General features: G+C 70.8%; 25 protein-coding genes. 16 read left to right on the forward strand and 9 right to left on the reverse strand.

The genetic code is table 11. From position 1 onward, the window contains the following. Position 1 precedes the first annotated feature (1 nt). Genes IPM43_10805 through mftA form a run of 4 tightly spaced genes read right to left on the reverse strand, consistent with a single transcriptional unit; the run spans position 2 to position 3492 of the window. The gene (locus IPM43_10805; GenBank protein QQS23907.1) at positions 2–1903 is read right to left on the reverse strand and encodes a mycofactocin system FadH/OYE family oxidoreductase 1; all 1902 of its coding nucleotides are present in this window, start codon (positions 1901–1903) and stop codon (positions 2–4) included. Then, on the reverse strand, positions 1903–3039 hold the full coding sequence (mftC, locus tag IPM43_10810) for a mycofactocin radical SAM maturase (protein QQS23908.1): 1137 nt from the start codon (positions 3037–3039) through the stop codon (positions 1903–1905). The genes IPM43_10805 and mftC overlap by 1 nt, the downstream gene beginning before the upstream one ends. Then, positions 3011–3295: a mycofactocin biosynthesis chaperone MftB gene (mftB, locus tag IPM43_10815; protein QQS23909.1), complete on the reverse strand. Its 285-nt coding sequence runs from the start codon at positions 3293–3295 to the stop codon at positions 3011–3013. Before mftB ends, mftC begins: the two co-directional genes overlap by 29 nt. A gap of 26 nt (positions 3296–3321) precedes the next feature. Next, a complete protein-coding gene (gene mftA, locus IPM43_10820) occupies positions 3322–3492 on the reverse strand; it encodes a mycofactocin precursor (protein ID QQS23910.1) in 171 nt (56 codons plus the stop codon). Between the two features lie 65 nt (positions 3493–3557). On the opposite strand from mftA, the gene IPM43_10825 reads away from it, so the two are divergent. The 6 genes from IPM43_10825 to IPM43_10850 all read left to right on the forward strand — a co-directional run bounded on the left by IPM43_10825 (position 3558) and on the right by IPM43_10850 (position 10357). After that, positions 3558–5540 carry an AAA family ATPase gene (locus tag IPM43_10825; GenBank protein ID QQS23911.1) on the forward strand — a complete coding sequence of 661 codons (1983 nt, stop codon included), beginning with the start codon at positions 3558–3560 and terminating at the stop codon, positions 5538–5540. A 42-nt stretch (positions 5541–5582) separates the two neighbouring features. Further along, positions 5583–6071 (forward strand): universal stress protein, encoded by a 489-nt coding sequence (locus tag IPM43_10830; GenBank protein ID QQS23912.1) that lies wholly within the window; start codon positions 5583–5585, stop codon positions 6069–6071. A gap of 112 nt (positions 6072–6183) precedes the next feature. Further along, positions 6184–7296: an NDMA-dependent alcohol dehydrogenase gene (locus IPM43_10835; GenBank protein ID QQS23913.1), complete on the forward strand. Its 1113-nt coding sequence runs from the start codon at positions 6184–6186 to the stop codon at positions 7294–7296. Between the two features lie 37 nt (positions 7297–7333). Next, positions 7334–8482, forward strand: coding sequence for an NDMA-dependent alcohol dehydrogenase (locus tag IPM43_10840; protein QQS23914.1), 1149 nt, complete (start codon positions 7334–7336; stop codon positions 8480–8482). Then, entirely contained in the window at positions 8475–9395 is a 921-nt protein-coding gene (locus IPM43_10845) for a MoxR family ATPase (protein QQS23915.1), read from the forward strand. Before IPM43_10840 ends, IPM43_10845 begins: the two co-directional genes overlap by 8 nt. 11 nt (positions 9396–9406) lie before the next feature. Beyond that, positions 9407–10357 (forward strand): VWA domain-containing protein, encoded by a 951-nt coding sequence (locus IPM43_10850; protein QQS23916.1) that lies wholly within the window; start codon positions 9407–9409, stop codon positions 10355–10357. Here IPM43_10850 and IPM43_10855 read toward each other — a convergent pair. Together IPM43_10855 and valS are read right to left on the reverse strand one after the other, a co-directional pair. After that, positions 10347–11684 carry an LCP family protein gene (locus IPM43_10855; GenBank protein ID QQS23917.1) on the reverse strand — a complete coding sequence of 446 codons (1338 nt, stop codon included), beginning with the start codon at positions 11682–11684 and terminating at the stop codon, positions 10347–10349. The two genes, IPM43_10850 and IPM43_10855, sit on opposite strands and share 11 nt — an antisense overlap. A 53-nt stretch (positions 11685–11737) precedes the next feature. Further along, positions 11738–14299 (reverse strand): valine--tRNA ligase, encoded by a 2562-nt coding sequence (gene valS / locus IPM43_10860; GenBank protein QQS23918.1) that lies wholly within the window; start codon positions 14297–14299, stop codon positions 11738–11740. A gap of 72 nt (positions 14300–14371) precedes the next feature. Here valS and IPM43_10865 point away from each other — a divergent pair, with 72 nt between their 5' ends. The 4 genes from IPM43_10865 (at position 14372) to IPM43_10880 (ending at position 17781) form a co-directional block, all read left to right on the forward strand. Next, positions 14372–15730, forward strand: a complete 1359-nt coding sequence (locus tag IPM43_10865; GenBank protein QQS23919.1) for a cysteine--tRNA ligase — start codon at positions 14372–14374, stop codon at positions 15728–15730. 22 nt (positions 15731–15752) lie between these two features. After that, entirely contained in the window at positions 15753–16925 is a 1173-nt protein-coding gene (locus tag IPM43_10870; GenBank protein ID QQS23920.1) for an MFS transporter, read from the forward strand. Positions 16926–16993: 68 nt separating this feature from the next. After that, positions 16994–17269 carry a DUF1778 domain-containing protein gene (locus IPM43_10875; protein ID QQS23921.1) on the forward strand — a complete coding sequence of 92 codons (276 nt, stop codon included), beginning with the start codon at positions 16994–16996 and terminating at the stop codon, positions 17267–17269. Continuing rightward, on the forward strand, positions 17266–17781 hold the full coding sequence (locus tag IPM43_10880) for a GNAT family N-acetyltransferase (GenBank protein ID QQS23922.1): 516 nt from the start codon (positions 17266–17268) through the stop codon (positions 17779–17781). Before IPM43_10875 ends, IPM43_10880 begins: the two co-directional genes overlap by 4 nt. Before the next feature lie 7 nt (positions 17782–17788). On the opposite strand, the gene IPM43_10885 is transcribed toward IPM43_10880, so the two are convergent. Continuing rightward, complete coding sequence (locus tag IPM43_10885; GenBank protein QQS23923.1) at positions 17789–18628, reverse strand: Fpg/Nei family DNA glycosylase; 840 nt, start codon at positions 18626–18628, stop codon at positions 17789–17791. A 19-nt stretch (positions 18629–18647) separates the two neighbouring features. Further along, the gene (locus IPM43_10890; protein QQS23924.1) at positions 18648–19040 is read right to left on the reverse strand and encodes an SCP2 sterol-binding domain-containing protein; all 393 of its coding nucleotides are present in this window, start codon (positions 19038–19040) and stop codon (positions 18648–18650) included. 89 nt (positions 19041–19129) lie between these two features. Between IPM43_10890 and IPM43_10895 the strand changes: the two genes are divergently transcribed. The 5 genes from IPM43_10895 (at position 19130) to IPM43_10915 (ending at position 23669) form a co-directional block, all read left to right on the forward strand. After that, positions 19130–19483, forward strand: coding sequence for a hypothetical protein (locus IPM43_10895; GenBank protein ID QQS23925.1), 354 nt, complete (start codon positions 19130–19132; stop codon positions 19481–19483). After that, positions 19476–20615 carry a hypothetical protein gene (locus tag IPM43_10900; GenBank protein ID QQS23926.1) on the forward strand — a complete coding sequence of 380 codons (1140 nt, stop codon included), beginning with the start codon at positions 19476–19478 and terminating at the stop codon, positions 20613–20615. Before IPM43_10895 ends, IPM43_10900 begins: the two co-directional genes overlap by 8 nt. 7 nt (positions 20616–20622) lie before the next feature. Further along, complete coding sequence (locus IPM43_10905) at positions 20623–21297, forward strand: hypothetical protein (GenBank protein ID QQS23927.1); 675 nt, start codon at positions 20623–20625, stop codon at positions 21295–21297. 74 nt (positions 21298–21371) lie between these two features. Then, entirely contained in the window at positions 21372–22283 is a 912-nt protein-coding gene (locus IPM43_10910) for a potassium channel protein (protein QQS26437.1), read from the forward strand. 69 nt (positions 22284–22352) lie between these two features. Next, the gene (locus IPM43_10915) at positions 22353–23669 is read left to right on the forward strand and encodes a PQQ-dependent sugar dehydrogenase (protein ID QQS23928.1); all 1317 of its coding nucleotides are present in this window, start codon (positions 22353–22355) and stop codon (positions 23667–23669) included. Here IPM43_10915 and IPM43_10920 read toward each other — a convergent pair. Further along, positions 23629–24615, reverse strand: coding sequence for a DUF4349 domain-containing protein (locus tag IPM43_10920; protein ID QQS23929.1), 987 nt, complete (start codon positions 24613–24615; stop codon positions 23629–23631). The genes IPM43_10915 and IPM43_10920 overlap by 41 nt on opposite strands. A 193-nt stretch (positions 24616–24808) precedes the next feature. Between IPM43_10920 and IPM43_10925 the strand changes: the two genes are divergently transcribed. After that, complete coding sequence (locus IPM43_10925; GenBank protein QQS23930.1) at positions 24809–25543, forward strand: succinate dehydrogenase cytochrome b subunit; 735 nt, start codon at positions 24809–24811, stop codon at positions 25541–25543. Positions 25544–25558 lie beyond the last annotated feature (15 nt).

Raw genomic sequence — 25558 nt, forward strand, 5'->3', positions numbered from 1 at the left:
CTCAGACGCCGTCTACGGCGAGGGCTGCGCGGCGACCGTCGAGGATCGCTTCCAGGTACGTGCGGGGGGCGACGCAGTCGCCGGCCTGCAGGTCTGCGTCGGCCAGCGCGGTGTCGGGCAGCCGGAACCCGCAGTCGACCACTGCTGCACACTCGATCGAGCGGATCGTGCCGGCGAAGCGGTCCTCCACCTCGACCGCCAGCCCGTCGCCCTGCCTGCGGACGCGGCGCACGATGCTGCGGCGCTCGACCGCGACGCCCAGCCGAGCCAGCCGGACGTTGGCCGGCGCCAGGTCGCCGCTGCGGGACAGTTCGTTGCCGGCGACGTGGTCTGGTGTCACGAGCACTGCCCGGGCGCCGAGCTGTTCGGCCAGCGCGACCGCGATCGGGCCGCCGATGGGGTCGACGACGACGATCGTGCCCGCCGGCGGCAGCGCGCTCTCACCCCGGCGCAGATCGGCGACGTCGATCACCTGAGCGGGCGACACGTCCTCATCGAGGGCATACGACGGCTCGCCGCGGCGCGAGCCAGTCGCCTGCACCACGACCGTCTCCGGGGACGCGACCACCCCGGGAGTGCCGAGCAGTTCGACGTCGACGCCGAGGCGTTCGCATTCGGCGGCCAGCCAGCGCACGAGCGGTTCTCCCGGACCGTGCCGGGCGAGGCCGCCGAGCGTGGCGTCGCGCTCGACGAGGCGGACGCGGTGGCCGCGCAGCGCGGCCACCCGGGCGGTCTCCATCCCTGCGGGCCCGCCGCCGACCACCACCACGTCGCGGGGGCGGGTGGTCGGCGAGGTCCAGTCGGGGTCCTCCTGCTCGTGGCCGCTCGAGGGCTCACCGACGCAGCTCACGATCGGGTTCCGGGCGTCGCGTACCTGGCAGGCCTGGTTGCAGAGGATGCACGGCCGTACCTGCCCCACGGCTCCGGCGGCGACCTTGGCCACGAGGTCGGGGTCGGCGATCTGGGCACGGGTCATCTCGACCGCGTCGGCGACGCCACCGGCGATCGCTTGCTCCGCCAGTGCGGGATCGACGACCGATCCTTGGAGCACCACCGTCGCCCACCCGGCCAGCTCGGCCTTGACCGCCGCGCACACGTCGGTGTTGAAGCCCTGTGCCTCGTGGAAGTCGGGGCGCGTCTTCTCCGCGGAGAAGATCGCCCCCCGCGTGACGACGACGTAGTCGATGCCGGTGTGGGTCAGCTCGGAGGCGACGCCGGGCGCCATCTCCGGGGTGAGCCCGGCCCACGGGGCGAGCTCGTCGCAAGAGAGCCGCAGGCCGAGCACGTGGGTCGGCCCGAGCACGCCGCGCACGGCAGCCAACACCTGACGCGCGAACAGCAGGCGGTCCGCCCACTCGTCGTCACGGTGGTTCGTCAGCCCGCTCAGGAACTGGCGTACCAGGCTGTGCTGGCCGGCGTTCACCTCGACGCCGTCACAGCCCGCCTCGACGGCGAGCTCGGCCGCGGCGGCGAACCCCTCGACCACGGCGGCGATCTCGTCGGGCTCCATCCACTTCGGGACCTCGCGAGAGTTGACCTCCGGTACCCGTGAGGGCGCCCAGAGCGGCGCCTGGCTGTACGCGCTCGAGCCCTGACCGCCGGCATGATCCAGCGAAGCCACGACGAGCGCACCCTCTGGCCTGCAGGCGGCGACGATGGCTGCCCAGCCTTCGGCGCAGCGCTCGGCCAGCGGGGCGCGTTCGTACGGCCAGTCGCTGTCGTGGACGCTCGCGCCCTCGACGACGAGCGTGCCGCACCCACCGCGGGCACGGCGCAGGTAGTAGGCGACGTGGCGTTCGGTGAGGCCGCGGTCGTCGTCGCCGAGGTTGGTCACGTGGGGTCCGAAGAGCACGCGATTGGGGGCGGTGCGCGGCCCGAGGGACAGGGGCTGGAGCAGCTCCATCAGGGTGCGGCCAGGGTCGGCTTGCGACGGAGCGTGACCGGCTTGGTGTGGTCGGCCGCCGGGCGCGGGTTGTGTCGAGCGTCGACCGCCGCGAGCAGCGTCGAGCCGGCACCGACAACGCATTCGGGGTCGGGGCCGTCGAGGGGCAGGCCGGTGAAGAACTTCGCCGCCATGCACCCACCCTGGCAGGCGTCGAAACTGCCACAGCTCGCGCAGGCACCCGCGGAATGGGGCTCACGCAGCTCCGCGAAGAGCGCGCTCTGCCGCCACACCCGTGCGAAGCCGCCGGCCTCACGCACGTTGCCGGCGCGGAAGTCGTCGTGAATCACGAACGGGCAGGCGTACACGTCGCCCACCGGGTCGATCAGGCACACCACCCGGCCGGCCCCGCACATGTTGAGCCCGGGCAGGGACTCGCCGAGCGCGTTGAGGTGGAAGAACGAGTCTCCGGTGAGCACGGAGTCGCCGTGCTGGAGCAGCCAGCGGTAGACGTCCCGCTGCTGGGCGTCGGTCGGGTGCAGCTCGGCCCACGAGTCGGCCCCGCGGCCCGAGGGTCGCAGGCGGGTGATGCGGAGCTGGGCGCCGAACGAGTCGGCGAGGCGGCGGAAACCGTCGAGCTGGTCGACGTTGTGGCGGGTGACCACGACGGAGATCTTGAACGGGCCGAAGTCGGCATCGCGGAGATGGCGCATCGCCGCCAGGGCGGTGGCGTGTGAACCGGCGCCGCGTACGGCGTCGTTCGTGGCGGCGTCGAGACCGTCGAGGGATATCTGGACGTCGAGGTAGTCGAGCGCCGCCAAGCGCCGCGCCGTCCCGGCGTCGATGAAGGCGCCGTTGGTGGAGAACTTCACGCCGATGCCGCTGCCCACCGCGTGCTCGACGATCGGGAAGAAGTCGCGGCGCACCATCGGCTCGCCGCCGCCGATGTTCACATAGAACACCTGGAGGGCAGCCAGCTCGTCGAGCAACGCCTTGGCCTCTGCGGTGTCGAGCTCGCGGGGGTCACGGGTGCCGCTCGACGAGAGGCAGTGGACGCACTGCAGGTTGCACGCGTAGGTCAGCTCCCACGTGATGCAGATCGGGGCGTCGAGGCCGCCCTTCAGCTGCTCAACGAGCGGTTGCGGGTTGGCGCTCACGGACGATCTCGGAGGTTTCGAGCGAGGTGAGCGCGGCGACGAACGCCGGCCAACGCCGCTCGTCGATCGAGCAGGCGACGAGCGCACCGCGCAACGACGCGTGGTCGCCGAGGGCGTTCACGACGCCGGCGACGTCGGGGTGTTTCAAGAACACGAGGCGCCTGTTGCCGTAGTGGTAGGCGAGCGCGCCGAACGGTTCGGGCCGCACGGAGACCTGCGGGTGCAGCTCCAGGGCACGGTCGAGCGCGACGGCCATCACCGGCGGCGAAGTAGTAGGCGGCGTCAGTAGACGCCGCACATCCCGTCGATCGAGATCTCCTCGACGAGGAGCTCCTCGGCGATCAGCAGGTCGCCGGTGGCGCCCGTAGGCGTCGACGGCGAAGGGGTGGACACCGCGGTCTCGGCGGCGCTCTTCGCGTCGCGCGGTGCGGCGGAGGTGGGCTGGTGCTCCATGGAGGACGAGCGTAGCGATACCCGCTCGGCACGCGCATGCGGGCCCACTAGCATCGCCGACCCCTGTGGATGCCTCCCCTGTCGTCGACGTCTTCCCCGAGCTCGCCTCCGAACGCGCGCGCCTCTCGTTCGCGCGCGCCTGCCGAGACCGGATGATCGAGCGCTTCGCGCACGTCGACCCGGAGGCCGCGGCCGACGAAATCACGAAGGAGTACGTCGAGATCACCGTCGCCGAGGCTCTCGACGACCTGCGCACGCCGGGTGCCGGCGACTTCTTCGGGCGCATCGACGAGGAAGCGCTTGGCCCGGGAGACGCACCCGAGCGGTGGTACATCGGGCGGCGCCACATCGAAGACGACGGGCACGAGCCGGTGGTGGTCGACTGGCGGGCGCCGATCGCCGCGCCGTTCTACCGGGCGACCGTCGCCGACCCGCTCGGCCTGGTCCACCGGCGGCGCTTCACCCTTGCCGGCGGGGAGATCACCGCCTATCTAGACGAGCACCTCGACGACCCGACCGCGGCCGATGTCGCCACGGGCATCCCCGATCCGGTGCTGGCCGAGATCGGCGCCGCCCGCACGGGCGCGATGCGCGAGATCGTGGCCACGATCCAGGCCGAGCAGGACGTCGTCATCCGCGCCCGGGCCGACCAGTGCCTGATCGTGCAGGGCGGCCCGGGCACCGGCAAGACCGCCGTCGGGCTCCACCGCGCGGCGTACCTGATGTTCGAGCACCGGCGCCGGCTGAGTCGTGACGGCGTGCTGGTGGTCGGCCCCAACCCGGTGTTCCTCGACTACATCGCGAACGTGCTGCCCAGCCTCGGTGAGCGCGCGGTGCGCCAGTGCACGGTGCTCGACCTGTGCGCGCCGCGAGTGGACGTCTCCGACGTCGACCCTGCGGGAGCTGCGGTGGAGAAGGGTTCGCTCGCGATGGTCGAAATGCTCGAGCAGCGCCTGTTGGCGGCGATCAAGCCTCCCGACGACGACGTGCAGGTGCCGATCGGGACCCGCGTCTTCGTCTTCTCCGCCGGCGAGGTGGCCGGCTGGATCGAAGAGGTGCTCGACGGGCGCCTGCCGCTCAACCGCCGCCGCGAGGCATTGCGCGCGGCTGCCCAGCGTGAGCTGCTGCGGCGTACGGGGCGTGACGACTCGTGGGCCAACGCTCGAACGTTGCAGCAGGCGCTCCAGCGTGCGTGGCCCGCGCAGCACCCCGTACGGGTGGTCGACAAGCTGCTGGCTGCGGCCGGCTACGGCCCCGGGGGCAAGCGCCGGCGCTGGACGGCGGCGGACCAGTTGCTCGTCGACGAGGCGAACTCACTGCTGAACGGCCCGCCATTCACCTACGGCCATCTCGTGGTCGACGAGGCCCAGGACCACTCCGCAGTCGCCCTGCGCGCGATCGGGCGGCGCAGCCCCACCGGCTCGATGACCATCCTCGGGGATCTGGCGCAGAGCACGGCGCCGGCCGGCCAGGAGGACTGGTCCGCAGTGCTCACGCACCTCGACGCGCTGGCCGGCCACGTCGCCGAGCTGACCATCGGTTATCGCGTGCCGGCGCCGATCCTCGACGTCGCGAACCGGCTGCTGGCGATGACCGCGGTCTCGACGGCACCGAGTCGCAGCGTCCGCCTCGAGGGAGCCGCCCCGGTGGTCAGGGTGGTTCCCACCGAGCGGCTGGCCGCGGCCGCCGCCGAGGAGGTGCGCCTGGTCAGGCACCGCCACCCGCTGACCGGTGTCGTCGCCCCTCAGCACCTCCACCCGGCACTGACCGAGGCGCTCGCCGCGGACGGCCTGTTCGCCGTGGCGTCGGCAGCCGGCGCGCCCGGCGACGACCGGGTGCCGCTCTTCACCCCGGAGGCCGTGAAGGGGCTCGAGTTCGACGGTGTGGTGGTGGTGAACCCGGCAGAGATCCTCGACGGCACGGCCCGGGGCGCGCGACTGCTGTACGTGGCGATGACCCGGGCGGTGCAGGTGCTGCACCTCGTCGGCGACGCGCCGCCTCCGCACTGGCTGTTCCCGGTGGTTTCGACGCACCCACGGGGTGGGTAAGTCCGGCTCGTCCCACGGAACCCACGAAAGCAGGCACTTGAAATGGCGAGAGTGCTCGTCGCGCTCGACGACTCCGACACCGCGGTCCACGTCGCCCGCCGCGCCCACGAACTGTTCGGTGACGACAGCCAGTACTTCGCGATCAACGTCGGCGACCAGGTGGTGCTGCCGGACACCGTCACGTCGGTCCCGTTCGGCGTCGCGTACCCCTACGTATGGGCCGATGGCCGTTCGACGGTCGTGATCGCCGACGGCGTCGACCTGGGCGACGTCGAGGACGCTCGCGAAGAAGAAGCTCGCGACCAGGCCCAAGCGGCCGCAGAGGCCGGCGGCATCGACGACGCGGAGGCGATCGGAGGGCTTGGTGACCCGGCCGGAGCCATCGCCTCGGAAGCAGAACGCCAGCAGGTGGACGTGATCGTCGTTGGCAGCACCGAGCGCAGCCTGTTGTCGAGGCTCGTCAACCCCTCTGTCGCGAAGGGCGTCGAGTCGCTGACGAGCATCCCCGTGCTCGTCGTGGAGACCGACTGAGCTCTCGGCGCTCGAGCGCTGTCAGGCTCCGGGTGTCGCCACCGCCCGTGCGTCGCCTACAGTCCGCGCGGAGGGGCTGAGCGAGTCCCGCGGAGCCAATCGGGGGTGTCCGGTGAAGACCAAGGCCGCTGTGCTGTGGGAGACGAACCAGCCGTGGAGCGTCGAGGAGATCGAGCTCGACCCGCCGGGGCCCGGCGAGGTGCTGGTGAAGCTGGCCGCGTCGGGGATGTGCCACAGCGACGAGCATCTCGTCACCGGCGATCTGCCGTTCGCCCTGCCGATCATCGGCGGTCACGAAGGGGCCGGGGTGGTGCAAGAAGTCGGTTCCGGGGTGAGCTGGCTCGCCCCCGGTGACCACGTCGTGTTCGGCTTCATCCCCTCGTGCGGGCGCTGCCCGAGCTGTTCCACGGGCCACCAGAACCTCTGCGACCTCGGCGCGTTGATGGGTCTCGGCCTGCAGATCTCCGACGGCACGTCACGACACCACGCGCAGGGCAAGGACGTCGGTCTCATGTGTCTCCTCGGCACGTTCGCGCACCACACGGTGGTCAACGAGGCGAGCTGCATCAAGATCGAGCCCGACGTACCCCTCGACAAGGCCTGCCTGCTCGGCTGCGGGGTGGTCACCGGATGGGGCTCAGCCGTCTATGCCGCCGAGACGCGGCCCGGCGACACCGTGGCCGTGGTCGGTGTGGGCGGCATCGGCGCTAACGCGATCCAGGGCGCGAAGCTGGCCGGGGCGAAGCGGATCGTGGCCATCGACCCGGTCGAGTTCAAGCGTGAGAAGGCGATGGAGTTCGGTGCCACTCACACCGCCCCCTCGCTCGCCGAGGCGCTCCCGCTGATCCAGGACATCACGTGGGGCACGATGGCCAACAAGGTGATCATGACGATGGGCGTCGGCTCCGGCGAGGTGATGGCCGACGCGCTCGCGCTGGCCGCGAAGCGCGGCCGGGTCGTCGTCACCAACATCCACCCGGCGATGGAGGCATCGGCCAGCATGAGCCTGCTCGACCTCACGCTGATGGAGAAGCAGGTGGTCGGGTCGCTGTTCGGCTCGGGCAACCCGCGCGCCGACATCCCGAAGTTGCTCGGCCTCTACCGGGAAGGCCAGCTCGACCTCGACGGGCTCGTCACCCGCACGTACCCGCTCGAGGGCGTGAACGAGGGTTACGAGGCGATGCGCCGGGCGGAGAACATCCGCGGCGTGCTGGTGTACGACTGAACACGGTGAAGACCGAGAACACGGCAAGGAGAGACCGATGAAGGCGCGCGCTGCGGTGCTGGCGGGGCTGCACCAGCCCTGGAAGGTGCAAGAGATCGACATCGACCCGCCCAAGGCGGGTGAGGTCCTGGTGCAGTGGAAGGCCGCCGGGATGTGCCATTCCGACGAGCACATGGTCACCGGCGACATGGTCCCCGATCCCGAGTTCATGGCCTTGCTCGGCGCGGAGAGCATCTTCCCGCTGATCGGTGGCCATGAGGGCGCGGGGGTGATCGCCGAGGTGGGTCCCGGCGTGACGTCGGTGCAGCCCGGCGACCACGTGTCGGCGAACTTCGTGCCGAGCTGCGGGCGGTGCCGCTACTGCGTCACCGGCCGATCGGTGATCTGCGACAACGGTGCCGCGACTCTGGCCGGTGGGATGATCACCGACGGCACGCACCGTCACTTCGTCGACGGCCAGCCGATCACCATGATGGCCAAGGTGGGCACGTTCTCCGAGTACAGCTGTGTCTCGGAGCTGTCCGTGATCAGGGTCGATCCCGACCTCCCGTTCGAATGCGTCGCCGTCGTGTCTTGCGGGGTGGCCACCGGATGGGGCTCTGCGGTGCGCCGCGCCGGTACCCAGGCGGGCGACACCGTCGTCGTGGTCGGCATCGGCGGCATCGGCATCAACGCCGTGCAAGGCGCGCGCATGGTCGGCGCCAAACGGGTCATCGCCGTCGACCCGGTGGAGTTCAAGCGGGAGAAGGCGATGGAGTTCGGCGCCACCCACACGTTCGCGTCGATGGCCGAGGCCCTGCCCGCGGTGATGGAGATGACGTGGGGCCAGATGGCCGACCGGGTCGTGATGACGCCCGGAGTGCTGCACGGCGAGATGATGGAGGAGGGGATGAACCTCACCGGCAAGGGCGGCACGCTCGTCGTCACCGCCATCTCGCCGATGTCTTCGAACGAGGCCTCGGTGAACCTGTTCTCTCTTGCGATGATGCACAAGGAGATCAAGGGCACGATCTTCGGCAGCCTCAACCCCCGGGTGGACATCCCCGGGCTGCTCGACATGTACCGCACCGGCCAGCTCAAGCTCGACGAGCTGATCACGCGTCGCTACCCCCTCGACGAGATCAACGAGGGCTACCGCGCGATGCGAGACGGGGAGAACATCCGCGGCGTCATCGTCTATGACTGAGCGCCCACTGCTCGACCGCGCGGCCGAGCAGGTGGTCGGTCGCCGGCGGGAGCTGGAGCTGGTGCTCGCCGCCCTCGCCGCCGATCGCCACATCCTCCTCGAAGGGCCGCCGGGCACGGGCAAGAGCACGCTCCTGCGGGCGGTCGCCGACGAGCTCGGCATCGGCTTCGAGTTCGTCGAGGGCAATGCCGAGCTCACGCCGTCGCGCCTCGTCGGCCACTTCGACCCGGCGCGCGTGCTGAGCGAGGGCTACGACGCCGACGTGTTCGTGGACGGTCCGCTCGTGTCGGCGATGCGCGACGGCTCGCTGCTTTACGTCGAGGAGATCAACCGCATCCCCGAAGAGACGTTGAACGTGCTGATCACGGTGATGAGCGAGGCCGAGCTGCACGTGCCCCGGCTCGGGCGGGTGAAGGCCACCGCCGGCTTCGCGATGGTGGCGGCGATGAACCCGTTCGACGCGGTCGGCACGGCGCGCATCTCGAGCGCCGTGTACGACCGCTGCTGCCGCCTCGCCGTCGGGTACCAGTCGGCCGGCGACGAGACGCAGATCGTCACGCGGGCGGCCCGTGCCGCGATCGACGCGGCATGGGTGGGCAAGGTGGTCGAGCTCGTCAGGCGCACGCGCTCGCATCCCGACCTGCGCGTCGGCTCCTCCGTGCGCGGGGCGATCGACCTCGCCGTCGTCGCCAGGTCTCTCGCCGAGCTGCGCGGGCTGCCGGTGGATCACCCGAGCGTCGGCCTCGACGCGGCGCTGGTGTCGCTGTCAGGTCGTGTGCGCCTGCGCGAGGGCGCCATGGCGACGGCCGAGGAGATCGTCACCGAGCTCTGGCAGGAGGTGTTCGGGCGTGTCGGCGGTGGTGACGGCGAGGGAAAAGACGCGGCCCCGAGCGGGGCCACGAGCTCGGCCTGAAGCGGCCCCACGTGGCCGAGGGCGACGCGGCCGACGACGCGGTCGCTCAGGCGTCGAAGCGCACCCAGTCGCGCCGTGAGCTCGCCCGCCACGATCGCTTCGAGCAGGTCTCTCCCGAGGTCGGCGAGATCGACGACGCGGCGGTCGAGGAGGGCCTGCGCGACGACCCCGACGAGACCCTCGCGCTGCTCGCCGACCTCACCGGGGCGACGGACCCCAAGCTGCGTGAGCTGGCCCGACGACTCGCCGGCCAGCTGTTCCTCGACCTCGCGAAGCGCGGGCCGGCACGCCCGCGCGGTGTCGGCAAGCTCGCTTCGCTGCCCTACCGGCCAGGCGTCGGCGAGCTCGACCTCGACGCCAGCCTGGAGCCGATCGTCGAGGCGCGCGGCGCGGCCGCGGCGGTCGATCCCGAGCGCCTGCGCGTGCGGACCTGGGTGAAGCCGGGCACGGCGCTCTGCCTGCTCGTCGACCGCAGCGGCTCGATGGGCGGCAAGCCGCTGGCCACGTCGGCCGTGGCCGCCGCTGCGGTGGCGTGGCGCCAGCCGGGCGACTACAGCGTCGTCGCGTTCGGCAAGGACGTCGTGGTGGCGAAATCTCAGGACGTGCCCAAGGATCCCGGCAGGGTCGTCACCGACGTGCTGGCGCTACGTGGCTTCGGCACGACCGACGTCGCTGGAGCGCTCGAGGTGGCGAGGGGCCAGCTGGCCCGCAGCCGGGCCGGCCGCAAGATCGCGGTGCTGCTCTCGGACTGCCGGGCCACCATGCCCGGCGACGTCGTCGCGATGGCGAGGGCGCTCGACGAGCTGGCGATCATCGCGCCGGAGGGCGACGCCGACGAGGCGCGCGCCCTCGCGGCGGATCTGGGGGCCCGGATGACGACGGTCCGTGGGCCGAGCGAAGTGGTCGAGGCGTTGCGCCGCGTGCTCGACGACGGCGGGCCCGCGCCGCGGCTCAGCAGCTGACGTCGGCGGGGGGCACGATGCCGAAGACGTCGTCCTCGGCGAGCACCAGCGGCAGTGTCGACGTGGTCGGCGCGACTGTCGATCCGGTTCCGGGCGGGTCGCTCGCCGTCGGTGCGGTGCCGGCGATCGTGGTCGTGCCGTAGATCTGCTCCAGCACCTGCTCGGGGGCGTCGGCCAAACGGGCTTCGCCCCTGAAGACGGAGAGGATCGCCTGCATGTTGTCCGAGTCGAGCTCGGGCACCAGCACCGAGTTGCCCGAGATCGTTGCCGGAGTGGAAGCGATCTGGTACGTGCGCAGCGTGACCGGGTCGAGGTCGCGCATCGCTGTCGCGAGGTCGAGCAGCCTGCCGATGGTCAGGCCGCTGTCGGTGTGGACGTAGTCGAGCGCCGTGTCGATGAGGTCCTTCGCCACCCGAGGGTCGCGGACGCCTTCGTCGAGAGCCGCCGACAGCGCGCGGCGCAAGAAGTCCTGCTGGCGCGAGATGCGACCCCAGTCGGCCGACTTGTCTTCCTTCCACTCCCCGCTCTCCGGGTCGAGGTAGTGGAGGTGCCGCGAGCGCACGTAGGCGAGAGCTGCCTCGCCGTCGAGCGTGACGCAGCCGGGGTTCGCGATGTCGAGGTTGGTGGAGCGGTCACGCACTGCGAACTGGAACGGCACGGCCACCCCACCCACGGCGTCGACCATGTTCTTGAACGCGCAGAAGTCGACGTTCAGGTAGTGGTCGATCGGGATCTGGAAGTTCTCCCAGATCGTCGCGATGAGCGGGTTCGGGTCGTCGATCACGAACGCGGAGTTGATCCGGCTCTTGGAGTTGCGCCCGGCGATCTCCACCCACAGGTCGCGGGGGAACGACAGCACCGCGGCCTGGTTCGAGCCGGGGTCGAGGCGGATGACCATGATGGTGTCCGACCGCTCGCCCAGGTTGTCGCGGTCGCCGAACGCGGCGTAGTAGGGCGAGTCCGGGTCGACGCAGGCGTTGTTGTCGCTGCCGGTGACGAGGAAGTTGCGGGCGGTCATGTCGACCGCCACCGGCACCGTGGTGTCGGCGGGATCGGTGGCACTGGGGCCGGTGTCCGCGACCGCGGAGTCGGTGGGCGGCTGCCCGGCATCGGTGGTCACCGAAGCCGACGGGTCGGCGATGGTCACCACTCGGCGGTCGTTGGCCTTCTCGTTGCCGTAGAACATCACCGCGGCCGTTGCGAAGCAGGCGGCGACGACGCCGAGGTTGAACACCAGCACCCCTCGCTGGGGCCAGGTGCGACGCAACCGCTGTCGCTTGGGCGCAGCCGCGTCGCCAGGAGAGGGATCCGCAGGTACGTCGGCCATGGCACCGAAGAAGCTACCGGCCGCCGTGTCGGCGGCGGCCGCGCGCCGTCGGGTCAGGTCGGCGAAACGGCGGCGAGGGTGACGTCGACTCCGAGCGCGTCGGCGGGTTCGAAGGCGAGCTCGGCGATGGTCCCCGCGTCGAGGAGGTCGGCGCGGCCGAGCTCGACACTGGCACGGACCACGTCTGGCCCGCTGACGAGGACCCGCTCGACGCCGGCTCGCTGGGAGAGCTTGGCCTCGGTCTTCGCCCGGCGAACGAGCGTGAGCACGTCGCACACCGGGTCGAGCGCGGCGGCGTCGCCGCCTGCGGGCAGCTCTGCCGCGTCGGGCCACGGGCTGCTGTGCACCGAACCCTGCTGCCACCAGCTCCACACCTCGTCGGCGGCGAAGGGCAGGAACGGCGCGAACAGCCGCTGCACCACGGAGAGCGCCAGCCGCAATGCGGTCAGCGCCGACGCGGCGCCGGCCTCGCCACGACCCCCGTACGCGCGGGACTTGACGAGCTCGACGTAGTCGTCGCAGAACCACCAGAAGAACGCTTCCGTGCGCTCCAGTGCCCTCGCCTGGTCGTACGCGGCGAAGGCGGTCGTGGCGTCGAGTACGACGGCGCGCAGGCGGGCGAGCATCGCGAGGTCGACGGCGTCGCTGACCGCGCCTGGCGACGGTGACGCCGGCTCACCGAAGCCGAGCACGAACTTGGTCACGTTCAAGAGCTTCGTGGCGAGCTTGCGCCCGACCTTCATCTGCTCTTCGCTGAACGCGGTGTCCACGCCGGGGCGGGCGCTCGCCGCCCAGTAGCGCACCGCGTCGGAGCCGTAGCGGTCGAACAGGTCGATCGGGGTGACGACGTTGCCTTTCGACTTCGACATCTTCTTGCGGTCGGGGTCGAGGATCCATCCGCTCAACGCGGCGTGGCGCCAGGGCAGGTCGCCCACCTCGAAGTGGCTGCGCACCACGGTGGCGAACAGCCAGGTGCGGATGATGTCGTGGGCCTGGGGGCGCAGGTCCATCGGGAAGACGCGCTGGAACAGGTCGGGGTCGTCACCCCAGCGTCCAGCGATCTGGGGCGTCAGCGACGACGTCGCCCAGGTGTCCATCACGTCGGGATCACCGGTGAAGCCACCGGGCTGGTCACGCTGTGCGGGTGTGTAGCCGGCCGGCACGTCGGTGGAGGGGTCGATCGGGAGCTGGTCGTCGGCGGGCAGCAGCGGCTCGTCGTAGACGGGCTGGCCGTTGTCGTCGAGGCGGTACCAGACGGGGATCGGGACGCCGAACCAGCGCTGGCGGCTGACCAGCCAGTCGCCGTTCAGCCCCTCGACCCAGTTCTCGTAGCGGTGACGCATGTGCTCGGGGTGCCACTCGAGGTCTTGGCCGCGCTCCACCAGGGCCTCGCGCAGGGCACGGTCGCGGCCGCCGTTGCGGATGTACCACTGCCTGCTGGTGACGATCTCGAGCGGGCGGTCGCCCTTTTCGTAGAACTTCACCGGATGGGAGATCTCGCGGATCTCGCCGAGCAGCTCGCCGGACTGCTGCAACTGCTCCACGACCGCGCGCCGGGCCTGGTTCGCGCCCAGCCCGGCGATGGTCGCGTACGCGTCGCGCGCCTTCCCGCTGTCGAGCCCGGCCGGGGGATCGGCGATCATGCGCCCGTCGCGCCCGACGATCGCCCGAGTCGGCAGGTCGAGCTCACGCCACCAGACCACGTCGGTCAGGTCGCCGAAGGTGCAGATCATCGCCACGCCGGTGCCCTTGTCGGGCTGGGCGAGCTCGTGGGCGACGACGGGCACCTCGACCCCGTACAGCGGGGTGAGCACCGTCGAGCCGACGAGCGAGCGGTAGCGCTCGTCGTCGGGGTGGGCGACGAGTGCCACGCACGCCGCGAGCAGCTCGGGCCGGGTGGTGTCGATGACCACGTCGCCCCCGCCGTCGCCGCGGTGGAACGCGAGCTGGTGGTAGGCACCTTTGCGCTCGCGGTCCTCGAGCTCGGCCTGCGCGACGGCTGTCTGGAAGTCGACGTCCCACAACGTCGGTGCCTCGTGGCTGTACGCCTCGCCGCGCTCCAGGTTGCGGAGGAACGCGCGCTGGCTGATTCGTCGGGCGCGATCTTCGATGGTGGTGTACAGCAGCTCCCAGTCGACCGACAGCCCGAGGCGCCGGAACAGGTCTTCGAACACCTGCTCGTCCTGCGCGGTGAGCTCTTCGCACAGCTCGATGAAGTTCGGCCGGGAGACCGGCACCGCCTGGTGATCCTTCGGCGGATCGCCGCGGAAGGGCGGTTGCAGCCCGGGGGAGTATTGGACGTGGGGATCGCAGCGCACGCCGAAGTAGTTCTGCACCCGGCGTTCGGTGGGCAGGCCGTTGTCGTCCCAGCCCATCGGATAGAAGACCGCCTTGCCCGTCATCCGGTGGAAGCGGGCGAGGGTGTCGGTGTGCGTGTAGCTGAACACGTGCCCCATGTGCAGCGAACCCGACACCGTCGGCGGGGGGGTGTCGATGGCGAACACCTGGTCGCGGTCCGCGGTGCGGTCGAACCGGTAGATGGCGTCGGTCGCCCACCGCTGCATCCAGCGGGCCTCGATGCCGTCGAGCGACGGCTTGTCGGGGATGTTCGCCATAGGGCGCACAGGCTACGCGGCGCCACATTGGCCCGGGCAGTCCGATTCCTCGCCGCGTAGGCTCGGGCTCCGATGCTGCACCTGTACGACACCGCCACGCAGGAGGTCCGCGAGCTCGCGCGGCGCGACCCGGGCACGGTGAGCATCTACCTGTGCGGTCCGACGGTCTACGGCCCACCTCATCTCGGCCACGGGCGCGCGACCGTCGTGTACGACGTGCTGCGGCGTTACCTCGAGTGGTCGGGCCTCAAGGTGCGCCTGGTGTCGAACATCACCGACATCGAGGACAAGATCCTCCAGCGCGCCGAGCGCGAGGGCAGGCCGTGGCAGGAGATCACCACGCGCTGCGAACGCGTCTGGTTCGAGGCGATGGCCGCGCTCGGCGTCGCCCGCCCGAGCGAGATCCCCCGCGCCACCGAATACGTGTCCCAGATGGTGGCGATGATCGGCGAGCTCGTCGAGTCCGGGCACGCGTACACGACCGACGTCGGCGTCTACCTGTCGGTGCAAGACGTCGAGGGCTACGGGTTGTTGTCCCATCAGTCGCTCGACGCGATGGTCGCCGGTGGGGGAGAGCGAGAGGTGCACGGCGCGGAGCACAAGCGGCACCCGGCCGACTTCGTGCTGTGGAAGCTGAGCAAGCCCGGTGAGCCATCGTGGCCCTCGCCGTGGGGCGACGGTCGCCCGGGCTGGCACAGCGAGTGCGTGGTGATGAGCCTGGAGCTGCTCGGGGAGGGCTTCGACCTGCACTGCGGGGGCATGGACCTGAAGTTCCCCCACCACGAGAACGAGCGCGCCCAGGCGGTGGCGCTCGGCAAGCGGTTCGCGAATCACTGGATGCACAACGGCTTCGTCGTCGACGCCGAGGGCGAGAAGATGTCGAAGAGCCTCGGCAACGTCGACAACCTGGTCGACCTCGTCCAGCACTACGACCCCCGGGCATACCGCATGGTGCTGCTGCAGACCCACTACCGCAGCCCGGTGCGGGTGGGCAGCGACAACCTCGACGCGGGGGCGAAGGCGCTCGCCGGGCTCGACTCGTTCGCCGCGCGCACAGCCGGTCTGGCGCCTTCCACGGCCGACGCCGATGTGACTCGGCAGTTCGCGCAGCGGATGGACGACGACCTGGACACTCCCGGCGCCACTGCGCTGCTGTTCGACACCGTCCGCCGGGCGAACGCGGCGCTCGACGCCGGCGACGAGGCGGCTGCCGCGTCGCTCGCCGCGGCGGTCGGCGAGATGTGCACCGCGCTCGGTCTGGTGTTGTCGGCAGGGGTCGAGGTGCCCGACGATGTCGCCGAGCGCGCCGCGGCGCTCGACGCCGCCCGACTGGCCAAGGACTTCGCGACGGCCGACGCGATCAGGGCCGAGCTGCAGGCCGCAGGGTGGATCGTCGAGACGACGAAGGCCGGCACCAGCGTGCGGCGCTGATCGGCCGAAAGAGCTCCTCGACTTGCCTCGCACCCGTACCGATCGCGCCCCCCTGCCCCAGGGCTTTTGGACCATCTGGACGACGGTCGCGCTCGACCTCGTCGGGTTCGGCATCGTGGTGCCGATCCTCGGGCGATACGCCGAGCGCTATGGCGCGAGCGGGCTCGAGGTCGGCCTGCTGTTCGCCTCGTTCTCGCTGGCCCAGTTCGTCTGCTCGCCTCTGCTCGGGCGGCTGTCCGACGTCGTCGGCCGCAAGCCGGTGATCGTGGTGTCGCTCGTCGGCACGGCGATCGGTTCGTTCGTCACCGGCGTCGGTGGAGCGCTCTGGGTGCTGTTCCTCGGCCGGGTCCTCGACGGCGCGTCGGGCGCCTCGGTCGCGGTCGCCCAAGGCGCGATCACCGACGTGGCCACGCCCGAGGAGCGGCCGCGCTTGCTCGGCCTGCTCGGCGCGGCGTTCGGCGTCGGCTTCGTCGTCGGGCCTGCGCTCGGCGGGCTCGCCTCGCTGGGCGGCGAGCACGTGCCGTTCTTCGTCGCCGCGGCGATCGCGTTGGCGAACGCGGTGGCCGCGCTCGTCCGGCTGCCCGAGACCCGCAAGGTGCGCCGCGATGCGCCCGCTCCGCCACGGTCGGGACGCGCCGCGCGGCTGTGGGGCTTTGCCGTCGTCGGCTTCGTCGCCATCGTCGCCTTCAGCGGATTCGAGGCCACCTTCTCGCTGCTCGCCGGTGACCGCTTCGGTCTGGAGGAGGGCGGCATCGCCGCGGTGTTCGTCGGCGTCGGGGTGCTGCTCGTCGTCGTGCAGGCCGGTGTCGTGCGCCCGGTCAACGAGCGGATCGGCACGGCGGGGTCACTCCAGGTCGGCCTGGTGCTGAACGCCGCGGGGCTGGGGCTGCTCGCGGTGGCCGAGACGTGGGCCGTGCTGGTGCCCGCGTTGGCATTGCTCACGATCGGCCAGGGGCTCGTGTCACCGAACCTCTCGACGCTCGTCTCGCTCGGCGTTCCGGACCACCAGCGCGGCGAGGCGCTGGGATTCCAGCAGGGCGCGAACGGCATCGGCCGGGTGCTCGGACCGGTGCTGGCCGGGGTGCTCTACGACCGCGTGTCGATCGGCGCGCCCTACCTCGTCGGCGGCGCGCTTTGCCTGCTGGCGATGTCGGTGCTGGTCGCGCCCACCCGCTGGCGCCAAGCCGCGACGTGAGTGGCCTCGAAGCCGGCAGTCACTCACCCGGTTGCTTCGTCATCGTCCTTGCCGTACATTTGCCGTACATGGCCACCATCGCTCGTACCAGCCGGCTCGAGGTCCGTACCACCCCGGCCGACCGGGAACTGATCGACCGTGCCGTCGCGGCGAGCGGTACCGACCTCACCACGTTCGTCGTGACCAATCTCACCGATGCCGCCGCCCGGGTGCTCGCCGACCGCACCGAGTTCGCGCTGGACCCCAAGGCGTGGCGCGCCTGGGAGGCGGTCAACGCCCGGCCGGCGCGTGACCTGCCCGGTGTCCAGGCGTTGCTCGATCGGGCCTCTCCGTTCGACGAGTGACGGCGCGTTACGCACCGCCGCGTCTGCTCGATTCCGGCGATCACCTCGACAGCTTCGAGTGTCGTTCGGCCGAACAGACCAACTGGCTGCGCCGCCACGCCCGCCAGGCGCACGCAGCCAACAGTGTCAAGGTGCTCGTCGTAACCGAGGTCGACAGCCCGACCGTGGTCGCGTACTACGCGTGGTGCATGGCATCGGTCCGGCCGGCCGATCTCCCCGAGCGTCACCGCAAGGGAGCCGGCGCGTACCCGCAACCGGTCGCGCTGCTCGCCCGTCTCGGCGTCGACACCGCCCACGAGGGTCGTCGCCTCGGCAGCGCGCTGCTTGCCGATGTGATCCGCCGGGCCGCCGCGCTCGGTACCGAGATCGGCTGCCGGGCGTTGCTCGTTCACTGCGAAACAGACCAAGCCCGTGCGTTCTACCTCCGCCATGCACCCGAATTCGAGTCGTCCCCGACCGACCAACTGCACCTGACGCTGCTGATGAAGGATCTGCTACGCCTCCGCCCCTGAGACATCGTCACTTCAAGAACCGGCTCGTCGTGTTGTCGGCCAGCACCTTGCCGCCGGTCTGGCAGGTCGGGCAGTAGCACACCGTGTAGCCGGAGTACTCCACCGCCCGGACGGTGTCGGCACACACGGGGCACGGCTCGCCGGTGCGTCCGTGAACGCCTCCGGGTCGGTCGGCCGACGAGCTCATGTCCGCTCGGGTGCGTTCGTAGGCGAGCCCCTCGGCGACGGCTTCGCGGATCGCGGCGAGCACGATCTCGGCGCCTTCGACACCGAGGCGCTTGGTGTTGGCGAACGGCGACACCCGGGCCCGATGGCAGACCTCGTTGGCCAGCCGTCGACCGAGCCCGGCGATCGCCCGCTGGTCACGCAGGAACCCGTGGAGGCGCATCGGGTGGGCGGCGAACCGTGCCGCGAGCGCAGCCGGATCGAGGTCGGCCGGCTCAGGCCCGAGCTTGTCGAGCGGAGGCGTGGTCAGCTCGCGCGCGGGGTCGAGGCACCACACACCGGCGCGTCGCTCTGTGCCTGCTTCGGTGAGCAGCAGCGCCGGCCCTTCGTCGAAGACGAACCGGGCCTGCCCGCCGCGCGGCTTGGCCGACTGCTTCTGGTCCACCAGCAGCCGGCCGCCCTGCATCAGATGCACCGCGAACGTCACCGACGGAAAGTGCAAGAGCAGGTACTTGCCACGCCGCCCGACGTCGGTGAGCGCCTCGCCGTAGGCCGCTTCGGGCGCGGGCTGCACCGTGCGCAGCGCGGTGAAGGTGAGCGGGCGGAACTGCACCAGTACCCGCCCGGCGAATGCGTCGGTCAGGCGCTCGGCGTGGGCCTGCACCTCGGGCAGCTCCGGCATCGGTCGACCCGCCCTGCGCTCAGCGGTACTCGGTGCGCTCGCGAACGGTGGTGAACACGGCGTCGAGCGCCCCGAACACCGGTTGGTTGGCGGTCAGCGCATCCTGGCTGCCGTACAGCCTGATCCGCCCGGTGATGAACGCCTGCTGAGCGTTCAACGCCCCGGTCGCGACTTCGACGGCGGTCTCCCAGTCCTGCTCGAAGCGCACGTCTTCGGGCTCGGCGGAGCCGGCACCGAACGCCGCGACGCCGTCGGCGACCTGAAGGTGGTAGGTGACGTCGCCTTCTGGCCCACCGGTGACGACCTGTGTCACGCCGATGGTGTGAGTGGCCGCCAGCCGATGCAAGGCGTCGCTCGCCGCCACCTCTGTCGAGAGGGCGTCGATCCAGTCGAGGCTCAGGTAGCGCACCACGGCTCCAGTCTGGCGCACGCCGGGCGCGAGCCGTTGCGCCGGGCACCCGGGCACCAGTGGCGCCGGGAACCCGGCCTACAGTCGACCCGATGAGCGCGCTTCAAGAGATCGGCCGAGGGGTGAAGGTGTTCGACGCCGCCCCCGTGCAGGGCAGGTTCATGGCGATCGAGACGCCCGAGGATGTGCTCGCGCTGATGGACACCGGGGCAGAAGGCGTGGTCGGACTCGTCCGTGATGCCGGGGCGACGTTCCTCGCGCCGATCTACCACGAGCTGACGGCGGTCATCTGCAGCAGCGGCACGCCGCGCAGCCACATCGGCATCGTCAGCCGCGAGTTCCAGGTGCCCTGCGTGATGGCCTGCCAGTTCGCGTCTGATGAGCCTGAGGCCGGCGCGCTGGTCGAGGTGGACTGCACCGGCGAGGAAGGCATCGTCCGTGGGTGAGCGGACCGGCGGCGACGACGCGGCGCGCAAGCGGCGGGTGAACGAGCTGATCGAGTACATGGCGCCGGTCTCGCACCACCTCACCGAGGAGCGGACGGCGCTGGAGAGCAGGCTGATCCCGGTCTCGGCGTACGTGGTGACGGCGTGCATCGAGTCGTTCCTGCGGTACCCGGAGATGATGCGCGCCATCGACGCGGTGCTGCCGGCCGAGGAGATCGGTCGCCGCGCCCGCCGCCCCGGTTGCCGGGTCAACACCGTGTACCTGTGGAGCATCGCCAACTTCTGGCTGATCGGGCGCAAGGTGTACGAGCAGCTCGATCCCGCTTCGGCCAACGATCTCGACCAGGCCTTCACCGTGATGGACTTCTGGGACCGCGCCGCGCAGGGCTTCCACGGCGAGGGGCATCGGCTGGCCGCGGACACCGCGCAGGTGACGCCGTATTCGGCCGAGCACATCGGCGCCCTGATGGCCGGGGTCCGCGACGTGCGTGACCAGGCCGAGCGCGACCGCATCAAGCGCTTCAACGCCACGCTGGTGAGCTACCTGTTCCTGCTCTACTTCGACACGCGCGTCGGCGCCGGCGACACCGGGCCTTACGTGCTCGACGACGGGCGGGTGCTGTTGGTGCGCGACTACTACCACCTCGCCGAGAGCGACTTCGCGTGGAGCACCGTGGCGAGTCGTGTGCCGTACTCCGACCTGACCGCGGCGCTGGTCCTCGACGGCGTGTCGATCGACAGGGTGACGGACTTCGGCACGAGCTACACCACGCCGGAGGACTACCTCGACCGCCTCGTCGGGTTCGCGCTCTACCGACCGGACTCGTCGACCGGCGAGCTGACCCCGGTGGGGCTCGACGAGCTCGACACGATCGTCGCCGAGGTGCGGGCTGCCCAGGGTGCCCACTACCGGGCGATCGCGGCGATGACCCGCGACGAGAAGATCGCGTGTGGCGCCTACGTGTACTTCTCGTTCTTGCGCCCCTTCGCCGAGGAGGCCGGCATCGCCGACGGGTTCGACTGGACGGTGCCGCGCGACATCCCCCCGATGGTGTACGAGCTGGTGTCGCAGATGGAGGGCGACAACGCGGGGCTGCCCGACGACGGGCCGTACTACTCCACGTTGCCGTGACCGGCCGGTGACGAGCCGCTGGGCGAGCGCCGACGAGCGCCGCCACCCCGACGCGCCGGTGGAGGAGTGGACGTTCGCCTTCTGGACCCCCGACGGGACGCTCGGCGGTCTGTCCGGCCACCGGCTGCTCGGGCGCCGCGCGTGGTACTTCGCCGCGCTGGCCCGAGCGGGCGAGCCGCTGCTGCACGTCACCGAGTGGGACGTGACCGTGCGCGCCGACCCGATGATCGTGAAGGCCGAGGCGCTGTGGGCCGAGCACACCTGCGACGCCGCTTTCGAGCAGTGGTGCGTCGGCAACGAGGCCTACGCGGCGGCTCTCGACAGCGCCGACGACGCCCTCGATCGGGCGTATGGGGTGCCGACGGCGATGGCCTTCGACCTGGAGTGGTACGCGAGCGCCGAACCGGAGGCGATCGAACACGGCTACCGCCAAGACGGCGTCGTCCACGGCACGATCGAGCTCGCCGGTCAGCCCCACGTCGAGCTGGCCGAGGTGCCCGCAGAGCGCTCGCACCGCTGGGGCGATGCTCTCGGACCGCTGCCGGTAGAGCCTGCCGTCGCCCACCTCGGTCTGCGCGCCGCGTTCGCCTTTCCCGACGGCACCCTCGCCGACTGGGTGCTCACCCCATCGGGCTGGCACGCCCGCGGCGCGCCGCTGGGCTCTAAGTTGCTGCTTCGGTGACCAACACGCTGCGACGTCTCCGACTCTCCATCGGCGCGCTCGTCCTCGTGTTCGTGGTCGGCACGCTCGGGTACATGGCGTTTGGGTTCTCGGTGCTCGACGCGGTCTACCAGACGGTGACGACGATCACGACGGTCGGCTTCCGCGAGGTTCAAGAGTTCTCCGCCGGGGAAAAGCTCTTCACCGTCGGGCTGATCATCGTCGGCGTCGCGATGGTGCTCTACACGTTCACACTGGTCGTCGAGGTGGTGGTCGGCGGCCAGCTGCAGGAGATCGTCGGGAGGAGACGGATGGACAAGCACATCGCCCGCATGCAGGGCCATGTCATCGTCTGTGGATGGGGTCGGGTGGGCCGCATCGTCGCGCACGACCTCCATCTCGCCGGGCTGGAGCTGGTCGTCGTCGACCACGACGTTGTCCGCCTTGCCGACGCTGCCCTGCCGAGCGTCGTCGGCGACGCCACGCGCGACGAGACCCTGCGTGCCGCTGGCATCGAGCACGCGAGAGCCCTCGTCGCCGCGCTCGCCGGTGACGCCGAGAACCTGTTCGTCACCCTCTCCTCCCGTGAGATGCGACCGGACCTGTTCATCGTCGCGAGGGCCCGGTCAGAAGACAGCGTCGGCAAGCTGGCGCGCGCAGGCGCCGACCGGGTCGTCAACCCGCAAGAGCTCGGCGGTGCCCGGATGGCGTCCTTCGTCGCCAGGCCACACGTGGCCGAGTTCGTCGACGTGGTGATGCACGAGCGCAGCCTCGAGTTCCGCTTGCAGGAGGTGGAGGTGCCCGAGGGATCGCCGATCGCGGGGCGCAGCCTGCGTGAGGCGAACCTGCGTGAGCTGACCGGGGCCTTGGTGCTGGCGGTGCGCCAGCCGAGCGGGGCGTTCAACACCAACCCGGACCCGGATACCGCGATCGAGCCTGGTCAGGTGGTGATCGCGGTCGGTGACGACGCCACCCTGCGGCGCCTCGTCGCGCACGTGCAGTCCTGACGCCCGTCGTTGGCCTGACGGCTCGGCGTCGAGTGCTACGGGTAGGTTGCAGTCGACGGAAAGGCGGCGATGAGAGCCAAGACGAACCTGGCGGTGCTGGTCGGCTCGCTCGTCGCCTTCGGCCTGCTAGCCGTCCTCCAGACGGCCTCGGACGACGACTCCGCGACCCCGGCTCCCGCCGAGTCGAACCCGACCGACGAAACGACCGACGACTCGACACCCGACGACACGACCGGCGACTCGACACCAGACGACACGACACCCGACGACACGGCCGGCGAAACGACACCAGACGACACGACCGGCGTCAGCCCCCGCTCCGATCGGGTCGATCCGATCGCCAAACCGACCAAGGCGCAGCTGCAGTCGGCGGGGGTGCGCTTCGAGTTGGCCATCGACATCGCCAACCTCACCGGCATGGTGTGGAACCACCGGGAGGGCGCCTTCTACGCGGTCACCCAGGACGGCTTCGTCCACCGCATCGACGAGGAGGTGACCACCGCGGAGGTGGTGATGGACATGTCGTCGGAGGTGACCGAGCTCCTCCCCGGTTCCGAGCGCGGCCTGCTCGGCATCGACTTCGATCCGCGCAACGGGCGGATGTTCCTCCACTACACCGACCGCGGCGACGATACGAACGTCGCCTCGTACGAGATGGTCGACGGGAAGCCGGACCCGGCCAGCCGCCGCCTGGTGCTGTTCGTCGAGCAGCCCGGTGTCGGCCACAAAGGTGGCGAGCTGTGGTTCGACGCGAACGGCTTGCTGTACGTCGCGCTCGGCGACGGCGGAGGCAGTCGCGGCCGCGACGCGCAGGACTACACCAAGCTGCTCGGCGCCATCTTGCGGATCGCTCCCCGCCTTGATGCCGAGGGCTACGACGTGCCCCCGGACAATCCCTACGTCGCCGATCCGGCGAAGAGACCCGAGATCTGGGCCAAGGGGTTGCGCAACCCGTGGCGGTTCTCGATCGACCCGGGCTCAGGCGACATGTACATCGGTGACGTCGGCGAGGACTCGCTCGAGGAGCTGAACGTGATCCCTGCCGGGACGAGCGGGCAGAACTTCGGCTGGTACTTCTACGAGGCGTCGAAGCTGCGCTACGACGGCGCTCCCGCAGGCGTGGTGCCGCCGATCTTCGAGTATCCGCACACCGTCGGCCCGGCGATCATCGGCGGCCTCGTGTACTACGGCCAGGCGATCCCTGCATTGCGCGGTGCCTACGTGTTCGCCGACATGACCGGGCTGATCTGGGTGCTCGGCGGCGAGGGTGAGGTGCAGCTACCGCTGCGCCAGGGCGGCGTGATCACCGGCTGGGCGGAGGGCCCGGACCGCGAGCTGTACGTGCTCACCCTGCGCCAGGGCCTGCTGCGGATGTTGCCTGCCTGACCGGGCGGCGGTTGCGCCGGGCGAACCACACCACGGCTGCCACCAGCAGCCCGGTGACGAGGAACGGCCCGGCCAGCGCCAGCGCCACAGCGGCTGTGGCGAACATGCCGGCGAACGCCGACCAGCCGTCGGCCAGGGCTTCGACGACCGTCGGCCGCGGGTCCTCGAAGGTCGTCGAGAGAGCGGCGATGCCCTCTGCCGAGGTCGACAGCTCGATCGTCAGGGTGGACATCGCCACCTGGTCGTCGAGCACGCGCTGCGAGCCGAGCAGGGATTCGAGGTCGGCCTCGCGCCGGGTCAGCTCACCCTCCACCCGCACCACGTCCTCGATGTCGACCGCTTCGGCGAGCAATGCCCGTACCCGCTCGACGCTCGCCCGCGCGGTGGCGATGCGGCTGTCGAGGTCGACGAGCTGTTCGGTGACATCGATCGACTCCTGGGTGCGGCTGAGCAGGGTGCCCACACCCCCGAGGTCGGCGATCGTCGCTTCCAGCTCCTCGGGTGGCAGCCTCACCACCAGCATCGCCCGCGCGTGCTCGGGGTCGCCCATCTGCAGGTCCACGTCGAACACCGCGCCGCCGCGGGCGGTGACGATGGCGGAGATCTGGTCGACGGCTGCGGGCACGTCGGGCACCTCGATGCCGGCGCTGCCGGTGACGACGATCGAGCGTCCCAGCCCCGCGATGCCGGCGGGCAGTGCGAACGCATCCGCTTCTCCCTCGCTCGCCGGTTGTCCGCTGGCCAAGTCGCCCGTCGATGCGTCAGCGTCCGCGGTGTCACTGCCCGCAGCGGAATAGCTCTCGCTGCGCTGCAGGTCGGCGGGAGCGGTCAACTCCGCAGACGAGTCGTCGTCGCCCCCTGCGCACGCGACCAGCGCGAACGCCACAGCGGCCACGACGGCGGCGCCTGCCAGTTGGATGGTGCGGGACCGTCGGGTTGTCGTCATGGGAGTCCGACGACGGGCGCGGAGTGCCGGTTCCCGGACGCGGCGGAGCGGATTCCGGGACGCGCGACCTGCAGGGCTAGCGTCGGGAGCGCTCGGCAAGCCGGACGCTATGGCGGGTGTTCGAACCCACGCGGCGACCGCAGCAGAAAGGCGCGACATCGACATGGCGCAGACGGCGACGACGCGTGGACCCGTGGGTGGCTCGGCCGTCGGGCGGGACACCCGCAAGAGGAAGCCGTTCCTGCTCGACCTCTACTCGACGGCGGTCGGCAAGAAGTACGTGATGGCGATCACCGGATTGATCGGCATCGGGTTCGTGGTCGTCCACATGATCGGCAACCTGAAGATGTACCTCGGGCAGGAGGACCTCGACCACTACGGCGAGTTCCTGCGCGAGCTGCTCGTGCCGATCCTGCCGCGCACCGTCGCCCTGTGGCTGCTGCGCTTCGTCCTCATCGCCGCAGTGGTGTTGCACGTCCATGCCGCGGTGACCCTCACTCGCTTGAACCACAAGGCTCGCCCGGTTAAGTACCAGAGCGAGCGTGACTACCAGGTGGCCAACTTCGCGAGCCGCAGCATGCGCCTCACCGGCGTCGTCGTCGTGCTGTTCTTGCTGTGGCACCTCGCGGACTTCACCTGGGGCACGACGAACGGCATCGGCGCCGACGGCGAGTTCGTGCGCGGCGCGGTGTACGACAACGTCGTGCGCAGCTTCGAGCGCGTGCCGGTGGCACTGTTCTACGTGCTGGCCAACATCGCGCTCGGCGTGCACCTGTTCCACGGCACGTGGAGCCTGTTCCAGTCGCTCGGGTGGAACAACCCGCGCTTCAACGGCTGGCGGCGCGGCCTGGCTGCCGGTGTGGCCGGACTCGTCGTCGTCGGCAACGTGTCGTTCCCCCTCGCCGTGCTGGCCGGCGTCGTCGGCTGAAGGAGCTCTCGTCAT

This window comes from Actinomycetota bacterium, assembly GCA_016700055.1.
Classification (GTDB): Bacteria; Actinomycetota; Acidimicrobiia; order Acidimicrobiales; family Ilumatobacteraceae; genus Kalu-18.